At 70.6% G+C, this 17540-nt stretch carries 15 protein-coding genes; 2 read left to right on the forward strand and 13 right to left on the reverse strand.

The genetic code is table 11. The features are described from left to right. The first annotated feature begins 24 nt into the window (after positions 1-24). Entirely contained in the window at positions 25-1131 is a 1107-nt protein-coding gene (locus ABZ079_RS19060) for a mechanosensitive ion channel domain-containing protein (protein WP_356940584.1), read from the forward strand. Positions 1132-1161: 30 nt separating this feature from the next. Here ABZ079_RS19060 and ABZ079_RS19065 read toward each other — a convergent pair whose 3' ends face one another. The 5 genes from ABZ079_RS19065 to ABZ079_RS19085 all read right to left on the reverse strand — a co-directional run bounded on the left by ABZ079_RS19065 (position 1162) and on the right by ABZ079_RS19085 (position 6288). After that, the gene (locus ABZ079_RS19065) at positions 1162-2748 is read right to left on the reverse strand and encodes a Na+/H+ antiporter (RefSeq protein WP_356940585.1); all 1587 of its coding nucleotides are present in this window, start codon (positions 2746-2748) and stop codon (positions 1162-1164) included. A 74-nt stretch (positions 2749-2822) separates the two neighbouring features. After that, positions 2823-3290: a GNAT family N-acetyltransferase gene (locus ABZ079_RS19070; RefSeq protein ID WP_356940586.1), complete on the reverse strand. Its 468-nt coding sequence runs from the start codon at positions 3288-3290 to the stop codon at positions 2823-2825. Further along, positions 3287-4231: an RluA family pseudouridine synthase gene (locus ABZ079_RS19075; protein ID WP_356940587.1), complete on the reverse strand. Its 945-nt coding sequence runs from the start codon at positions 4229-4231 to the stop codon at positions 3287-3289. Before ABZ079_RS19075 ends, ABZ079_RS19070 begins: the two co-directional genes overlap by 4 nt. A 61-nt stretch (positions 4232-4292) precedes the next feature. Continuing rightward, positions 4293-4934, reverse strand: a complete 642-nt coding sequence (lspA, locus tag ABZ079_RS19080; protein ID WP_356940588.1) for a signal peptidase II — start codon at positions 4932-4934, stop codon at positions 4293-4295. 67 nt (positions 4935-5001) lie between these two features. Next, positions 5002-6288, reverse strand: coding sequence for a TraR/DksA C4-type zinc finger protein (locus tag ABZ079_RS19085; protein WP_356940589.1), 1287 nt, complete (start codon positions 6286-6288; stop codon positions 5002-5004). A gap of 604 nt (positions 6289-6892) precedes the next feature. Between ABZ079_RS19085 and ileS the strand changes: the two genes are divergently transcribed. Further along, positions 6893-10036, forward strand: a complete 3144-nt coding sequence (ileS, locus tag ABZ079_RS19090; RefSeq protein WP_356940590.1) for an isoleucine--tRNA ligase — start codon at positions 6893-6895, stop codon at positions 10034-10036. Positions 10037-10266: 230 nt separating this feature from the next. Here the strand turns inward: ileS and ABZ079_RS19095 are convergent, their stop codons facing one another. The 8 genes from ABZ079_RS19095 to murG all read right to left on the reverse strand — a co-directional run bounded on the left by ABZ079_RS19095 (position 10267) and on the right by murG (position 17540). Continuing rightward, positions 10267-11388 carry a DivIVA domain-containing protein gene (locus ABZ079_RS19095; RefSeq protein WP_356940591.1) on the reverse strand — a complete coding sequence of 374 codons (1122 nt, stop codon included), beginning with the start codon at positions 11386-11388 and terminating at the stop codon, positions 10267-10269. Positions 11389-11440: 52 nt separating this feature from the next. Beyond that, a complete protein-coding gene (locus ABZ079_RS19100; RefSeq protein WP_353600731.1) occupies positions 11441-11728 on the reverse strand; it encodes a YggT family protein in 288 nt (95 codons plus the stop codon). Positions 11729-11788: 60 nt separating this feature from the next. Beyond that, a complete protein-coding gene (gene sepF, locus ABZ079_RS19105) occupies positions 11789-12430 on the reverse strand; it encodes a cell division protein SepF (protein WP_066992671.1) in 642 nt (213 codons plus the stop codon). A gap of 128 nt (positions 12431-12558) precedes the next feature. Further along, the gene (locus tag ABZ079_RS19110; protein ID WP_356940592.1) at positions 12559-13278 is read right to left on the reverse strand and encodes a YggS family pyridoxal phosphate-dependent enzyme; all 720 of its coding nucleotides are present in this window, start codon (positions 13276-13278) and stop codon (positions 12559-12561) included. 6 nt (positions 13279-13284) lie between these two features. Next, positions 13285-14013 carry a peptidoglycan editing factor PgeF gene (pgeF, locus tag ABZ079_RS19115; RefSeq protein ID WP_356940593.1) on the reverse strand — a complete coding sequence of 243 codons (729 nt, stop codon included), beginning with the start codon at positions 14011-14013 and terminating at the stop codon, positions 13285-13287. Continuing rightward, positions 14010-15224 (reverse strand): cell division protein FtsZ, encoded by a 1215-nt coding sequence (gene ftsZ, locus ABZ079_RS19120; RefSeq protein ID WP_356940594.1) that lies wholly within the window; start codon positions 15222-15224, stop codon positions 14010-14012. Before ftsZ ends, pgeF begins: the two co-directional genes overlap by 4 nt. A 279-nt stretch (positions 15225-15503) precedes the next feature. After that, positions 15504-16298 carry an FtsQ-type POTRA domain-containing protein gene (locus tag ABZ079_RS19125; protein ID WP_356940595.1) on the reverse strand — a complete coding sequence of 265 codons (795 nt, stop codon included), beginning with the start codon at positions 16296-16298 and terminating at the stop codon, positions 15504-15506. A gap of 147 nt (positions 16299-16445) precedes the next feature. After that, complete coding sequence (gene murG, locus ABZ079_RS19130; RefSeq protein ID WP_356940596.1) at positions 16446-17540, reverse strand: undecaprenyldiphospho-muramoylpentapeptide beta-N-acetylglucosaminyltransferase; 1095 nt, start codon at positions 17538-17540, stop codon at positions 16446-16448.

The raw sequence follows: 17540 nt of genomic DNA on the forward strand, positions 1-17540 counted from the left end.
GGAAGCCGGGTTAGGCGCGGAGGCATGGAGAACATACTCCGCCCCCTGATCGTTCTCGGCGGCTCGGTGCTGCTCACGGTGGCCATCGGATGGGCCACCGACCGGCTGCTGCGCAAGGCCGATGAAGGCAACCCCGACACCCCGCTGTGGGAGCTGCTACGGCGCGGCCGCATCCCCTACCAGCTCGTCCTGTGCGCCGCCCTGCTCAGAGGCTCGTACGACCAGGCGCAGTTGCTGGACCGGCACGAGGCCGGCATCGGCCGGACGCTGACCCTGGTGCTGATCGGCTCCGCCGCCTGGCTGGCGATCCGGATCGCCGCGGCGATCGTCGAGACCTCCTACAGCCGCTACGCCCGCGCCCACCGGGACGCGGCCCGGGTCCGCCGGGTGCGTACGCAGGTCGAGCTGATCATGCGGGTGGTGTCCGCGATCGTCATCGTCGTGGCGATCGCCTCGATGCTGCTCACCTTCCCGGCGATGCGCGCGGCCGGTGCCTCGCTGCTGGCCTCCGCCGGCATCCTGGGCATCGTGGCCGGTGTGGCCGCCCAGTCGACACTGTCGAACTTGTTCGCGGGGTTGCAGATCGCCTTCGGTGACATGGTCCGCATAGGCGACACGGTCGTCGTGGACGGCGAGTGGGGCACGGTCGAGGAGATCACCCTGACGTTCCTGACGGTACGGACCTGGGACGAGCGCCGGATCACCATGCCGGTGTCGTACTTCACCTCCAAACCCTTCGAGAACTGGTCCCGTGCCACCCCGCAGATGACCGGCATCGTCTTCTGGCATCTCGACCACAGCGCGCCCATCGAGGCGATGCGCGAGAAGCTGCGCGACATCCTGCGCGAGTGCCCGGCCTGGGACGGGCGCGCCTGCGGCCTGCAGGTGACGGACACGACCCCGAACACCATCCAGGTGCGTGCCCTGGTGACCGCGAAGGACGCCGACGACATCTGGACGGTACGGGTCACGGTCCGCGAGCAGATGATCAGCTGGCTGTCGGCGGAGCACCCCTACGCGCTCCCGCGGGTCAACACCTCGGACGCGGTGCTGCCGCCGTACCGGGTCCCGTCCCCCGACCGCTCCTCGCTCCGCAAGGCCTACGAATTCCCCCGCACCGGCCGGGGGTGACGGCCGCCACGGCTGAGGGCGGGTGTGAGATCACCGCAGACTGCGCACATCGAGATGCCGAAGCACCCGGTCCACGATCTCCGGATCCGCCCCCGGCTCGCTCCGCGCCGCCAGCACCTCGTGCCGGGCGGCGCTCAGCATCTCGCCCTGGATGCGCCGCACCCGCTTCAGCCGCTTGGCCCGCTGATGCTGTGCCTCGCGCCGTTCCTCCTCCCCCATGTCCGGACTGATCCGGATCCCGATGTCGAAGGCCCGCCGCAGCATCTGCTCGGAGAGTTCCTCGGGCAGCTCCTCCACCTGCTCGATCTCCCGCAGCCGGCGCTTCGCCGCCTTCGCGGCCCGTACCGCCAGCTCCTTCTCGAACTCCTTCTCCCGCTCGGAGTCGGACTGCACCCCCAGCCGCTTGACCAGCCACGGCAGCGTCAGCCCCTGCAGTACCAACGTGGCGACGATCACCCCGAAGGCGATGAAGATGATCTCGTCCCGGTCGGGGAACGGTGCGCCGTCGCCGGTCTTCAGCGGAACGGCCAGCGCCAGCGCCACGGAGGCCACCCCGCGCATTCCTGACCACCACATCACGACGGTCTCCCGCCAGCTCACCGGGATCTCCTCGTCGTAATCCCGGCGGGCGTGCAGCCGCTTGGTCAGCCAGGTGGCGGGCAGCAGCCACAGCAGCCGTACGACGACCACCACGCCCACGACGGCGGCAGCCCAGCCGAGCATCTCGCCCCACCGCCCCTGGGCCGTGCGGATGGCGTTGTGCAGCTCCAGGCCGATCAGCCCGAAGGCGACGCCCGTGACGAGGGTGTCGATGATGTCCCAGAAGGTGTGCCCGGCGAGCCGGGTCATCACGTCGTCGGCGTCGGTGGCGTACTCGGCCAGGAAGAGGGCCGTGGTGAGCACGGCGAGCACCCCGGAGCCCTGCAGTTTCTCCGCGAGCACGTAGGAGGCGTACGGCACCAGCAGGGTCATGCCGATCTGGAGGGTCGGGTCGCCCAGCAGGTCCATCAGCCGGTTCGCGCCCCAGCCCAGCGCCAGACCCACGACCACCGCGACGACCGCGGACAGCACGAGGTCCAGGCCGGCCCGCCAGGGCGAGAACGTGCCGCTCACGGCGGCTGCGATCGCCACGTGGTACAGCACGATGGCGGTGACGTCGTTGAAGAGCCCCTCGCCCTCCAGGATCGACACCAGGCGGCGCGGCAGTCCGAGCTGTCCGGCGACGCTTGTCGCGGCGACCGGGTCGGGCGGCGCGATCAGGGCGCCGAGGGCGATGGCGGCGGCCATCGGCAGTCCGGGCACGATCGCGTTGGCGACGAACGCCACGCATACCGTCGTCACGAACACCAGGGCGACGGCCAGCAGGAAGATCGGGCGGACGTTGGCCGCGAACTGCCGCCAGGAGGTCCGGCGTACGGCGGCGTAGAGCAGCGGCGGCAGCAGCGCGGGCAGGATCAGGTCGGGCGGGATGTCCACGTTGGGCACGAAGTCGGCCACCGCCAGGACGCCGCCGAACAGCGTCATCAGCACCGGTGCCGGCACCCCGAACCGGTCGCCGACCGGCACGCTCACCAGGGCCCCGAGCAGCAGGACGAACAGCAGAGCCAACTGATCCACGGACGGCACTCCGGGGGTAGACGATCACACGGCAGGCCTCAAGCCTGCCATCCGCCCGGCGGGACCGCGTGCTGCTACAGGGCCCGGCGCATCGCCCGGTGCGGTATGCCCGCGTCCGGGAACTCCGGGCCGTACGCCGCGTAGCCGAGACGCTCGTAGAAGCCCAGGGCGTGGGTCTGCGCGTGCAGATCCACGGCCGTCAGGCCGCGGGCGCGTGCCGCGTCCTCGATCGCCCGCACCAGGGCCGCGCCGACCCCGAGCCCGCGCGCCTCCGGGGAGACCGCGAGCCGCCCGAGGGAGCCCACCGCCGGGTCCCCGCCGGTCTTCGCGGCCGCCGCCTCGCCGTACAGCAGCCGTCCGGTGCCGAGCGGCAGGCCGTCCTCGCGGACCGCGAGCACATGCACGGCGACGGTGTCGTAGGCGTCGTACTCGATGTCCTCGGCGACGCCCTGCTCGACGACGAACACCTGCTTGCGGACCGCGAAGCAGGCCTCCCGGTCGGCGGGGTCCTCCGCGACCCGGACGGTGTACGGCGTGCTCACGCGTACGTCTCCTCGCGGACCTGCTCGAGGGCCTTCTGCAGGTCCTCGGGGTAGTCGCTCGCGAACTCCACCCACTGCCCGTCCCCGGGGTGCTCGAAGCCGAGCCGCACGGCGTGCAGCCACTGGCGGGTCAGGCGCAGCCGCTTGGCGAGGGTCGGGTCCGCGCCGTAGGTGAGGTCGCCGACGCACGGATGGCGGTGGGCGGCCATGTGGACACGGATCTGGTGGGTGCGGCCGGTCTCCAGCTTCACGTCCAGCAGGGAAGCGGCGCGGAAGGCCTCGACGAGGTCGTAGTGGGTCACCGAGGGTTTGCCCTCGGCTGTGACCGCCCACTTGTAGTCGTGGTTCGGGTGGCGGCCGATCGGGGCGTCGATCGTGCCGCTCGTCGGGTCCGGGTGGCCCTGGACCAGGGTGTGGTAGCGCTTGTCGACCGTGCGCTCCTTGAACTGGCGCTTGAGCGACGTGTACGCGTACTCGGACTTGGCGACCACCATCAGGCCGGAGGTGCCGACGTCGAGGCGGTGCACGATGCCCTGGCGCTCGGCGGCACCGGAGGTGGAGATCCGGTAGCCGGCGGCCGCGAGACCGCCGATGACGGTGGGGCCGGACCAGCCCGGCGAGGGGTGCGCGGCCACGCCGACCGGTTTGACGATGACGACCACGTCGTCGTCGTCGTGCACGATCTCCATCCCCTCGACCGGCTCGGCGACCACCTGGACCGGCGCGGGCGCCTGCGGCATCTCGACCTCGAGCCAGGCGCCGCCGTGCACCCGCTCGGACTTGCCGACCACCGCGCCGTCGACCTGGACCTTGCCGGCGGCGGCCAGCTCCGCGGCCTTCGTGCGGGAGAAGCCGAACATGCGGGAGATGGCGGCGTCGACGCGCTCGCCCTCCAGGCCGTCGGGCACGGGCAGGGTACGGATCTCGGGAATCGTGCTCACCCGTCGAGTATGCCGGACGGGGCGCAGGGCACCGAACGAGCCTGTGGATAAAGCCCTGACCTCAGTCCTTGTGGACCGTGCCGTCCGGGTCCAGACCGCGGAAGGACAGCAGGACGATCAGGATGCCGCCGCACACGATCGCCGAGTCGGCGAGGTTGAACACCGCGAAGCCCTTGGGCGCGATGAAGTCCACGACCTCGCCCTTGAAGATCCCGGGGGCCCGGAAGATGCGGTCGGTGAGGTTGCCGAGCGCGCCGCCGAGCAGGAGTCCGAGCGCGATCGCCCAGGGGAAACTGTAGAGCTTGCGGGCCAACCGGATGATCACCAAGATCACAGCGGCCGCGATGAGCGTGAAGATGATCGTGAAGGCCGCGCCGAAGCCGAAGGCCGCACCCGGGTTGCGGATGGCGTGCAGCTCCAGCCAGTCCCCGACGACCCGGACGGGCGCGTGGTGCTCCAGCTTCGCGACCACGAGCATCTTGCTGATCAGGTCGAGGGCGTACGCGAACGCGGCCACCGCGAACAGCACGGCGATCCGGCGCCCGCGTCCGGCCCGCTGCTGCGCCGGCGTCTGCTGCGCGCCCGCGCCGGACGTCCCGGCCCCGGACGCCCCGGCCCCGGCGGGCGCGCCGGCCACCGCCACCTGCTCGCCGTCGTCGTCCGGGGTGTCCGGCGTACCGATGATCCGCTCCGCCTCTGCCACGTGAGTCCCTCAACCTAGGTGCCTGACTGAGGACGAGACTACGGCACACCCCGAGGGGCCCTCATGCTCAGGAGCGGCGTTCCTGCTTCTGCTTGCACTCCACGCACAGGGTGGCTCGCGGGAAGGCCTGCATCCGGGCCTTGCCGATGGGGTTCCCGCAGTTCTCGCACAGGCCATAGGTGCCCGCGTCCAGCCGTTCCAGGGCCCGTTCGGTCTGGATCAGCATCTCGCGCGCGTTGGCGGCCAGCGCCATCTCGTGCTCGCGTGTGATGTTCTTGGTGCCGGTGTCGGCCTGGTCGTCGCCCGCGCCGTCCCCGGAGTCCCGCATGAGGCCGACGAGTGACGCCTCCGACGAGCTGATCTCCTCCCGCAGCCGCTCCGTCTCGGACTGCAGCTCCGCGCGGGCCTCCGCGACCTCTTCCGGGGTCCAGGGGTCCTCGCCGGGACGCACCGCCAGCTCGCCTGGCTCCGCCGCGCCGACCCGTGCCTTGGGAACGCCGGTCTCCGCCGTGGCCGTGCCAGGAGTCTTCTTCGCAACCACTGTCGTGGCTCCCGTCTGCTTCGCGGCCCGCGCCGCGCCCGCCTTCTTGGCCGTGCTCTTCGCGGCCGCCTCCGTGGAGGCCCCCTCGCCGCCCGCCTGCTCGCCGACGGCCTTCTGCGCCGTCGCCTCCTCCGTCACCGCCCCCTTCGCCGCCGACCTCTCCTCGGCGACCTTCCTGGCGACGGCCTTCCCGGCCGGTGCCTTCTCCGCCGTCGCCTCCCCCCTCACCGCCCCCCTCACCGCCCCCTTCGCCGCCGACCTCTCCTCGGCGACCCTCCTGGCGACGGCCTTTCCGGCCGCTGCCTTCTCCGCGGCCGGCTCGCCGGCCGCCGTCCGCTTCGCCACCGCCTTCGTCGCCGCCTTCTTGGCCGGCTTCTCGGCGGCAGCCTTCCGCTTCGCGGCGGGTGCCTTCGTGGCGGGTTCCTTCGCGGCCGCGTTCGCCGCCTTCACCTTTGTCGCCGCCTCAGCGGCCGTCTTCTTCACCACCGTCTTCTTCACCATCGTCTTCTTGGCCGGCGCCTTCTCCGTCGGCGCCTTCCTGGCGGCGGTCTTCCTGGCGGCGGTCTTCCTGGCAGCCGTCTCCGCCACGGTCCTGTCGACGGCCGTCTCGTTCAACGCCGCCCTTTCGGCTGCCGTCTTGATTGCCGCCTTCACCGGCCCCGCCCGCCCGGTCGAGGTGGCACCCGCGCGCGTGCTCTTCTTCCCGTCCGCTCCCTTGGCCTCGCCACCGGAGGCGGCCGTCCCTCCGGAGGCGGCCGCGCCCCTGGACCGGCCGGTCGCCGGCTGCTGTACGGCGGTCTTCTTCGCCACCATGGCCGCGGCCCCTTCACATATTGTGATCTTGCTCGCGAATCGTGCTGGGACGATAAATCGACTTGAGCCCCGCGGCAACGGGGCGCACCGCCCGATTCGCCCGCCCGCACCCCCGCGCAGCGGACCTGCATCCGTTGTGCCCAGCTCCCCGCCGGGTAATCCGCCGAGCCGGGCGTGCCCGGACCCGTGCGCCCGCACCCTCGCCATTCGGGTCATCCCGGCCGGTCACGTGGCCGCCGCACCCACCGCACGGAAAACCGGTCCGCCGCTGTCCGCGCGGCGCCGTACACTGGGCGGAGCGAAAAGCGTGGATGGGGACGAGTAGCGGCGTACGCAGCCGAGAGCGACCCGGGGACGGTGTGAGCCCGGGGGTGAGCGCGACGTGAAGATCACCCCGGAGCCGCCGGAAGAAAGCCGAGGCCGACAGGCGGAGGCGAGTAGAACCGGCTTCGCGACCCCAATGAGGGGGCTCACCGGCGCGTGCGGCGCGACGGGGGGCCAAGGAGGGTGGTACCGCGGGAGCGCGCCGCACACGGCGTAGACAGGAACGAAGGCTCTCGTCCCTCCGACGGAAGGCAGCAAGTCCGTTGGAGGATGCTCGCAGATGACAGCGCCGACGTACCGCCAGGTGCCCGCACAGGTCGACCTGCCCGCTCTTGAGCACGCCGTGCTCGACTTCTGGCGCGAGCAGAAGATCTTCGCCAAGAGCCTGGAGCAGTCCGGGGGCCGCCCGGAGTGGGTGTTCTACGAGGGGCCGCCCACCGCCAACGGCATGCCCGGTGCCCACCACATCGAGGCGCGTGTCTTCAAGGACGTCTTCCCCCGCTTCCGCACCATGCGCGGCTACCACGTGGCCCGCAAGGCCGGCTGGGACTGCCACGGCCTGCCCGTCGAGCTCGCCGTCGAGAAGGAGCTGGGCTTCTCCGGCAAGCAGGACATCGAGGCGTACGGCATCGCCGAGTTCAACGCCAGGTGCCGCGAGTCGGTGACCCGGCACACCGACGCCTTCGCCGAGCTGACGACCCGCATGGGCTACTGGGTCGACCTGGACGACGCCTACCGGACCATGGACCCCGAGTACGTCGAGTCGGTCTGGTGGTCGCTGAAGGAGATCTTCGGCAAGGGCCTGCTGGTCCAGGACCACCGTGTCGCCCCCTGGTGCCCGCGCTGCGGCACCGGCCTGTCCGACCACGAGCTGGCGCAGGGCTACGAGACGGTCGTCGACCCGTCCGTGTACGTCCGTTTCCCGCTCACCTCCGGTCCGCTCGCCGGCGAGGCCGCGCTCCTGGTGTGGACGACGACCCCCTGGACCCTGGTGTCCAACACGGCGGTCGCCGCGCACCCGGAGGTCACCTACGTCGTCGCGACCAACGGCGAGGAGAAGCTCGTCGTCGCCGAGCCGCTCGTCGCCAAGGCGCTCGGCGAGGGCTGGGAGACCACCGGCCAGACCTTCACCGGCGCCGAGATGGAGCGCTGGACCTACCAACGTCCGTTCGAGCTGGTGGAGTTCCCGGCTCCGGCGCACTTCGTCGTGAACGCCGAGTACGTCACCACCGAGGACGGTACGGGTCTGGTCCACCAGTCCCCCGCCTTCGGTGAGGACGACCTCAAGGTCTGCCGCGCCTACGGCCTGCCCGTGGTCAACCCGGTCCGCCCCGACGGCACCTTCGAGGAGGACGTCCGGCTGGTCGGCGGCGTCTTCTTCAAGAAGGCCGACGAAAAGCTCACCGAGGATCTTCAGCAGCGCGGCCTCCTCTTCAAGCACCTGCCGTACGAGCACAGCTACCCGCACTGCTGGCGCTGCCACACCGCGCTCCTCTACTACGCACAGCCCTCCTGGTACATCCGTACGACGGCGATCAAGGACCGCCTGATCCAGGAGAACGAGAAGACCAACTGGTTCCCGGAGACGGTCAAGCACGGCCGGTTCGGCGACTGGCTGAACAACAACATCGACTGGGCGCTGTCCCGCAACCGCTACTGGGGCACCCCGCTGCCGATCTGGCGCTGCGAGGACGACCACCTCACCTGCGTCGGCTCCCGCGCGGAGCTGACCGAGCTGACCGGCACCGATCAGTCGGGCCTCGACCCGCACCGCCCGTACATCGACGAGGTCACCTTCGCCTGCCGTCACGACGGCTGCGGCAAGACGGCCACGCGCGTGCCGGAGGTCATCGACGCCTGGTACGACTCGGGTTCGATGCCGTTCGCACAGTGGGGCTACCCGTACAAGAACAAGGAGCTGTTCGAGAGCCGGTACCCGGCACAGTTCATCTCCGAGGCGATCGACCAGACCCGGGGGTGGTTCTACACCCTCATGGCCGTCGGCACCCTCGTCTTCGACAAGTCGTCGTACGAGAACGTGGTCTGCCTGGGGCACATCCTGGCCGAGGACGGCCGCAAGATGTCCAAGCACCTGGGCAACATCCTGCAGCCGATCCCGCTCATGGACCAGCACGGCGCGGACGCGGTGCGCTGGTTCATGGCGGCCGGCGGTTCCCCGTGGGCGGCCCGCCGGGTCGGCCACGGCACCATCCAGGAGGTCGTCCGCAAGACGCTGCTGACGTACTGGAACACGGTCGCCTTCCAGGCCCTGTACGCCCGTACGTCGAACTGGGCGCCCGGTGCGGCGGATCCGGCCCCGGCCGAGCGTCCGCTGCTGGACCGCTGGCTGCTGTCCGAGCTGCACGCGCTCACCGACCAGGTGACGCAGGCGCTGGAGGCGTACGACACCCAGCGCGCCGGCAAGCTGCTGTCCGCGTTCGTGGACGACCTGTCGAACTGGTACGTCCGTCGTTCGCGCCGCCGCTTCTGGCAGGGCGACAAGGCCGCGCTGCGCACGCTGCACGAGGTGCTGGAGACCGTCACCAAGCTGATGGCCCCGATCACCCCGTTCATCACCGAACGGGTGTGGCAGGACCTGGTGGTCCCGGTCAGCCCCGGGGCGCCGGAGTCCGTGCACCTGGCCCCCTGGCCGGAGGCGGACCTCTCCGCCATCGACCCGGAGCTGTCGCAGCAGATGGTCCTGGTCCGCCGGCTGGTGGAGCTGGGCCGCGCCACGCGCGCGGAGTCTGGCGTCAAGACCCGTCAGCCGCTGCGCCGTGCCCTGATCGCCGCCACCGGCTTCGAGTCCCTGGACACGGAGCTGCACACCCAGATCACGGAGGAGCTGAACGTCTCCTCCCTGGCGTCGCTCTCCGAGGTGGGCGGCTCCCTGGTGGACACGACGGCCAAGGCCAACTTCCGCGCGCTCGGCAAGCGGTTCGGCAAGCGGGTGCAGGACGTGGCCAAGGCCGTCGCCGCCGCCGACGCCGCCGCGCTGTCCCTCGCCCTGCGTGAGGGCACGGCGTCCGTGGAGGTCGGCGGGGAGACGGTCGCCCTCGCCCCCGACGAGGTGATCATCACCGAGACCCCGCGTGAGGGCTGGTCGGTGGCCTCCGACTCCGGGGCCACGGTCGCCCTGGACCTGGAGATCACCGAGGAGCTGCGGCAGGCCGGCCTGGCCCGTGACGCGATCCGGCTGATCCAGGAGGCCCGCAAGAACAGCGGCCTGGACGTGGCCGACCGGATCGCGCTGCGCTGGACCTCGACCGACCCGGCGGTCCTCGCGGCCCTCACCGAGCACGCCGGGCTGATCGCCGACGAGGTCTTGTCGACCGACTTCGGCCAGGGTGAGGCCGACGACACGTATGGCGAGCCGTTCACCGACGAGGGGCTGTCGCTGTCGTTCCGGCTGCGTAAGGCCTGAGCCCGCCGGCCTTCTGTGAAGGGCCCGGTCTCCGTCTTGGAGGCCGGGTCCTTCTTCTCGTGCGGGGTAGGTGCAGTGGAAGCGCGCGGTTCCCCGCGCCCCCAGGGGATCACCCCGCCCGGCACCCACGTCTCAACCCGCGTGGAAAGGGCGCGGCCCCGGATCGAAACCCGGGGCCACGCCCTGAACGCTGCCGACGCCTATGGCGTACTACTCACCGTGCCCGGTGCTCAGTTGTCGTCCTCGTCGATCAGGAACCCGCGCATCGGCGAGGGAGCCTGACCCATCGGGGACGGACCCTGCGGACGGACCGGGGCCATGGGCTGGGTCATGGCCGGGGTCATCTGCTGCTGACCACCGTAGGACGGGCCGGACGGACCAGGGTTTCCGCCCATCGTCTGGTTGCCGCCGCCGTAGGACGGGGCGCTCGCGCCGGCCGGGGCCATGGAAGGCGCCGGGGACGGCGGCAGGGACGCGGTGGCCGGGGTGCGCGGCGGGGCCAGCGAGTCGTCGGCCTGGGTCTCCAGCTGACGGAGCTGGGACTCGAGGTACGACTTCAGACGCGTGCGGTACTCGCGCTCGAAGCCGCGCAGGTCCTCGACCTTGCGCTCCAGCGTGGCGCGGGCGGACTCCAGGGAGCCCATGGCGACGCGGTGCTTCTCCTGCGCGTCCCGTTCCAGGGCGTCGGCCTTGGCACGGGCGTCACGCTCCAGACCCTCGGCGCGGCTGCGGGCCTCGCCGACGATCTTGTTGGCCTCGGAGCGGGCCTCGGCGATCGCCTGGTCGGCGGTCTGCTGGGCCAGCGAGAGGACACGGGCGGCACTGTCGCCACCGGGGCCCTGACCGGGGCCGCCCATGTGACCGCCCATAGGGCCGCCCATCGGGCCACCCATCTGCTGCTGCATGGGCGGCTGACCGCCCATGGGGCCCTGACCCATCGGACCCTGACCCATGGGGCCGGGACCCTGCGGACCGCCCTGGCCGCCGGGACCGGCGGGCAGCTGCGGGGCACCGCTCGGCAGCTGGGGCGGGCCACCCATGGGGCCACCCATCTGCTGCTGCGGCGGGCCCGATATGCCGGCGGGCACCGGCTGGCCGGGGCCTCGCATGCCCTGCTGCTGAGGATGCTGCTGGTCCTGCTCCGGGGGCTTGCGCATGTTCTGCTGGTTCTGCGCGGCCGCGCGCGTGGCCGCGGCCAGCTTGGCGCGCAGGTCCTCGTTCTCGCGGAGCAGACGGGTCAGTTCGGCTTCGACCTCGTCGAGGAAGGCATCGACCTCGTCCTCGTCATAGCCTTCTCGGAGGCGGACGGTCGTGAACTGCTTGTTCCGCACGTCCTCGGGGGTCAACGGCATCTCTTCACCTCAACGTAGTCATCGGCAGTCGGCAAGACCGTATCGTCCACATTCATCTCGCGAGGCTCGTGAGGGAGATGAGAATGTAGACGATGATCATCAGTACGAAGAAGGACAGGTCGAGCGCCACGCCCCCGAGACGCAGCGGCGGAATGAACCGCCGCAGAAGCTTCAGCGGTGGATCGGTGACAGTGTAGGTGGCCTCCAGTACGACCACCATCGCCTTGCCGGGTTGCCACGAGCGGGCGAACTGGAACACGTAGTCCATGACCAGCCGGAAGATGAGCACGACGAGGAACACCAGTAGCGCGGTGTGGACCACCAGTGCGAACACGCTCATGGCCTGCGCTTCCCTCTCCCCTGCTCCGTGCTCTTCCGTACTTCGATCCGGTTGTGCTTCTCAGCTCTGGTTGAAGAACCCGCCCTCTGCGATGCGGGCCTTGTCCTCCGCCGTGACATCGACGTTAGCAGGAGACAACAGGAACACCTTCTGCGTCACCCGCTCGATGCTGCCGTGAAGACCAAACACCAAACCGGCCGCAAAGTCGACAAGTCGCTTCGCGTCTGTGTCATCCATCTCAGTCAGATTCATGATCACCGGGGTGCCCTCACGGAAGTGTTCCCCGATGGTACGGGCCTCGTTGTAGGTCCGCGGGTGAAGCGTGGTGATCCGGTACGGCTCTCGTTCCGACACAACCTTGGGCATGATCACCGGTGCGTTCTTCTCCAGGGACTGACGTTCTTGTGTGATGGACGCCACGGGCGCGATCCGCGCCGGGCGCCCCGATTCCGCGGCGAGCGAAGTCGAACGGGCCACCGGTTCGCGCGGCGCGGGCGGTTGCACGATTCGCACCTCTTCGTCCCTTTGGGACTGATGTGCACCATGCGACTGGTGTGACGACTCGTGCCGTCGGTGGTCCCGCTCGGGCTCCGGGTCCAATTCGGGCTCGAAGTCGTCATCGGGGTCGAATCCGCGGCCGTCGTACCCATCGTCCTCCACGAGGCCGAGGTAGACCGCCATCTTGCGCATCGCGCCGGCCATGCTCTGAGTCCTCCGCTCTGTGGTGGATCGACTGACGACTGCCAAGTGCCCGCGATCCACGTGGTCGTTATGCCCGCCTTCATGGGCATTGACCATATTTTCTGCTGTGGTCCGACTTCCTGGCGACGTTACCCGAGCCTGGGGCGGACTCCGAGTACCGCAGTGCCGACGCGCACATGTGTCGCCCCGGCGGCCACGGCTTGTTCGAGGTCCGCACTCATCCCTGCCGACACCATGGTTGCAGCCGGATGGGCTCGGCGCAGGTCAGTCGACAAATCCATGAGCCGCTCGAATGCCGCCTGTTCGCGCCCCGCGTACTCCCCGGTGAGCGGAGCCACGGTCATCAGGCCGTCGAGCCGCAGCCCGGGCGCCTCGGCGACGAGGGCGGCCAACTCTTCGATTCCGTCCGGGGCCACGCCCCCGCGCTCGCCCCTGCCGCTCGCACCCGCGTCGAGCGCGACCTGGATGAGGCAGCCCACCTCGCGCCCGGCCCGCGCGGCTTCCTTCGACAGGGAGGTGACGAGCCGGGAACGGTCGACGGACTGCACGACATCGGCGTAACCGACCACGGAGCGCACCTTGTTGGTCTGCAACTGGCCGACAAAGTGCCATTTCAGGGGCAGATCCGCGCAGGCCGCCGCCTTCGGTGCCGCGTCCTGGTCGCGGTTCTCGGCGACATGGCGCACACCGAGTTCCGACAGGATCCGCACATCGCTGGCCGGGTAGGTCTTGGTGACCACGATCAGGGTCACCTCCTCCCGCCCCCGTCCGGCCGCCACGCACGCGGCGGTGATGCGCTCCTCCACTTTCGCCAAATTCTCGGCGAGTTCGGTTCTACGGTCCGTCATGCCCCATCAGTCCAGCCAGACATAGCTCGCGAGCCGCCCGGTGGTGCGGTCGCGGCGGTAGGAGAAGTGGTCGTCCGACTCCAGCGTGCACACCGGCGACTGCGCCCGGTCGCACACCCCGAGCCGGTCGAGCTGCGCGTGCACGCCGGCGCTCACGTCGACCGCCGGCGTGCCCCAGCCCGTTTCGGCGTGCGCCGCCGGCTCGACTGCGGCCACCTCGGCGCGCATCTGCTCCGGCACCTCGTAGCAACGGCCGCACACGGCCGGTCCGGTGCGGGCGACGATCCGCTCCGGTTCGGCGCCGAGTTCGACCATGGCCCGTACGGCGGCGGGGACGATCCCCTTGACCATGCCGGGCCGGCCCGCGTGGGCCGCCGCGGCGACCCCGGCGACGGGGTCGGCCAGCAGGACCGGAACGCAGTCCGCGGTGAGGACGGCGAGGGCGAGTCCGCGGCGGGCGGTGACGATCGCGTCGACCTCCGGTACGGGACGCTCGCCCCACGGTTCGTCGACCACGGCCACGTCGGCGCCGTGCACCTGGTTCATCCAGACGACCCGGCCGGCATCCAGGCCCAGCGACTTCGCCGCCAGCTCCCGGTTGCCCCGCACCGCCTCGGGCGCGTCGCCGACCGCTCCCCCGAGGTTGAGCTCCTCATACGGAGCGGCGCTCACCCCGCCCCACCGGTCGGTGAAGGCGAAGTGCGCGCCGCTCACGCTCTCGCGCCGTCCTATCACTTGAGGAAGTCCGGGACGTCCAGTTCCTCGGCCGCGCTGTCCGAGTAGGTCCGGGGGGCCGGCGTGACCGGCGGGGTGGCCGGGATCTCGGCCACCGGCTCGGGTGCCGGCTCCGGCTCCTCCTTCGGCTTCACGCTGCCGAGCGAGCCGAAGGACGGGCGGCTGGGCTCGGCCGGCCGTGCCGGGGCCGGCTCCTCGCGGCGGGCCGGGGCCGAAGTGGAGGCGGAGGAGGAGCCGAGGACGTTGTCCCGGCGGGCCGGCGGCTGGCCGCCGTCGAAGCCGGCCGCGATCACGGTGACCCGGACCTCGTCGCCGAGGGCGTCGTCGATGACGGCACCGAAGATGATGTTGGCCTCGGGGTGGGCGGCCTCGCTGACCAGCTGGGCGGCCTCGTTGATCTCGAACAGGCCGAGGTCGGAGCCGCCGGAGATGGAGAGGAGGACGCCGCGCGCCCCGTCGATGGACGCCTCCAGCAGCGGCGAGGAGATCGCCATCTCGGCCGCGGCCACCGCGCGGTCGTCGCCGCGGGCCGAGCCGATGCCCATCAGGGCCGAGCCGGCCTCGGACATGACCGACTTGACGTCGGCGAAGTCGAGGTTGATCAGGCCGGGGGTGGTGATGAGGTCGGTGATGCCCTGGACACCGGAGAGCAGGACCTGGTCGGCGGACTTGAAGGCGTCCAGGACCGAGACCTGGCGGTCCGAGATGGACAGCAGCCGGTCGTTGGGGATGACGATGAGGGTGTCGACCTCTTCGCGGAGCTCGGCGATACCGTCCTCGGCCTGGTTCGCGCGGCGCCGTCCCTCGAAGGTGAACGGGCGCGTGACCACGCCGATGGTCAGGGCGCCCAGAGAGCGCGCGATGTTGGCCACGACGGGCGCGCCGCCGGTGCCGGTGCCGCCGCCTTCACCGGCCGTCACGAAGACCATGTCGGCCCCCTTGAGGACCTCCTCGATCTCCTCGCGGTGGTCCTCGGCGGCCTTGCGGCCGACGGCCGGGTTGGCTCCGGCGCCGAGTCCGCGGGTGAGTTCGCGGCCGACGTCGAGCTTGACGTCGGCGTCGCTCATCAACAGCGCCTGCGCGTCGGTGTTGATGGCGATGAACTCGACGCCCTTGAGACCGACCTCGATCATCCGGTTGATGGCATTGACACCACCGCCGCCGACACCGATGACCTTGATGACTGCGAGGTAGTTCTGCGGTGCTGCCACGTCGAAGGCCTCTCGCCTCGAATTACGTTGTCGTCACCGTGCGGTTTCCCGCGCCGGGACGACGGATGCCGAATGGGACGGTCCGTAGCGCCGACCCGAACCCTAACCCTGAAGTTTAGGGTTACCAGTGTGTCTGTTCCCTGGACTCTTCTGAACAGGACACTAAGTCGACAAGTGGCGCCCGTTCAACGAACACGCCGAACCTCCCGTTTTTCTTTTCACCCTATGTGATCAGCCATAGCAGTGCCCAACCAGGGTGCTGGCCTGCGCTGATGTGCGTCAACTCCCCGATGACGCAGGGGCGGTGGGAACGCTGACGTCGAAGTGCCGCGCGCCGGGAGCTGCTTTCATGAGAGCTGCGAGGGTCCGTGCCTTGGCGCGGCCGTTCTCGCCGCTCCCCCATGCGACCGTCCGGCCGGCGCCCAGCTCCAGCGAGATGTCGTCGTAGGAGCGGACTTGGACGGTCCGGGTGTCCCGCGCCACGGCGGCCGGCAGGGCCCCGGCGACCCGGACGGCCTCGCGCACCAGCCGTTCGGCGCCGAAGCGCCGGAAGCCGGCCGCGCCCGAACCCGTGCGAGAGACGGACAAATCCAGCATCGGGACACCTTTCGGCGCCTTTGAAACCGTAGCGAAACGGACACCTTCGTCGTCGACTTCGACGAAGTCCCCGCCCTTTCGGAGAAGCAGAACCGGAGTGCGCTCACTCACTTTCAGGCCGATTCCATGGGGCCAGGAACGGACCACGTCAACAGTGTCAATTCGGGGCAATTTCCGGCGAAGTCGGGCTTCGATGGCCTCCGTGTCGACGGAAATCATCGGCGCCCCGACGGGCGCGGCCGACGCCTCGCGCACCTGCGCGGGGGTGAGCACGAGCGTGCCCGACACCGAGACATGCTCGACACGCAGCCAGTTCGAGCCGTACAACACCCAAGTGCCACCGGCCGCGAGAAGCACGGCGGCCATGGCCAGGATGACAATCACACGAAGGCGCGCTCCTCTGAGCCTGCGGACGAGCGGCGGGCCGGACGACTCCTGCTGGCGTTCACCGCGCTCGGCGGTCGTCGGTCCGGCCACGTTCGCTCCTTTTCCTGGCTCGGTTCCCCTCCGGGACGCCTCAGCCGGTGTCGAGAGTCCGACCGCGCTCAGCCCTTCCGGGCCTCCGCACGGGCCCCCCATGACCTCTCGGCACCGGCGCGTCCCTTCGGTTCACTCGCCGATGCGTTACTGGTGACGGCGCGAGGCGATCGCCTCGTACACCATGCCGACGAGCAGCTTGTCGGCGTCCCGGCGCCCGAACTCGCTTGCCGCGCGGGACATCTCGTACAGCCGGTGCGGGTCGGCGAGCACGGGCAGGACGTTCTGCTGCACCCACTCGGGCGTCAGTTCCGCGTCGTCGACGAGGAGCCCACCACCGGCCTTGACCACCGGCTGGGCGTTCAGCCGCTGTTCGCCGTTGCCGATCGGCAGCGGGACATAGGCGGCCGGAAGCCCGACGGCGGAGAGTTCGGCGACGGTCATCGCGCCCGCGCGGCAGAGCATCATGTCGGCCGCGGCGTACGCGAGGTCCATCCGGTCCAGGTAACTTACCGGGATATAGGGAGGCATTCCCGGCATCTGATGCACCTGCGGCAGTTCGTTCTTCGGGCCGACCGCGTGCAGGATCTGGATGCCGGCCTGCTGCAGCCACGGGGCGACCTGCTGGATCACCTCGTTGAGGCGGCGGGCGCCCTGGGAGCCGCCGGTGACCAGCAGCGTGGGCAGATTGGGGTCGAGCCCGAAGGCGGCGCGGGCCTCGGGGCGCACCGCCGCCCGGTCCAGGGTGGCGATGGAGCGGCGCAGCGGGATGCCGATGTAGCGGGCGTCGCGCAGCTTGCTGTCCGGGGTGGAGACGGCGACCCGGGCCGCGTACCGCGAGCCGATCTTGTTGGCCAGGCCGGGACGGGCGTTGGCCTCGTGGATCACGATGGGCACGCCGAGGCGCTTGGCGGCCAGGTAGCCGGGCAGGGCGACGTAACCGCCGAAGCCGACCACGACGTCCGCCTTGGTGCGCTCCAGGATCTGCTCGGCGGCCTTGATGGTGCCGCGCAGCCGTCCCGGGACGGTGATCAGCTCGGGGGTGGGCTTGCGCGGCAGCGGCACCGCCGGGATGAGCGCCAGCTCGTAACCGCGCTCCGGGACGAGCCGGGTCTCCAGACCGCGCTCCGTGCCCAGGGCCGTGATCCCCACGGTCGGGTCCTGCCTGCGCAGGGCGTCCGCGAGGGCGAGCGCGGGCTCGATGTGGCCCGCGGTTCCCCCGCCGGCGAGTACGACATGCAC

It is taken from the genome of Streptomyces sp. NPDC006314 (assembly GCF_040613075.1).
GTDB lineage: Bacteria > Actinomycetota > Actinomycetes > Streptomycetales > Streptomycetaceae > Streptomyces.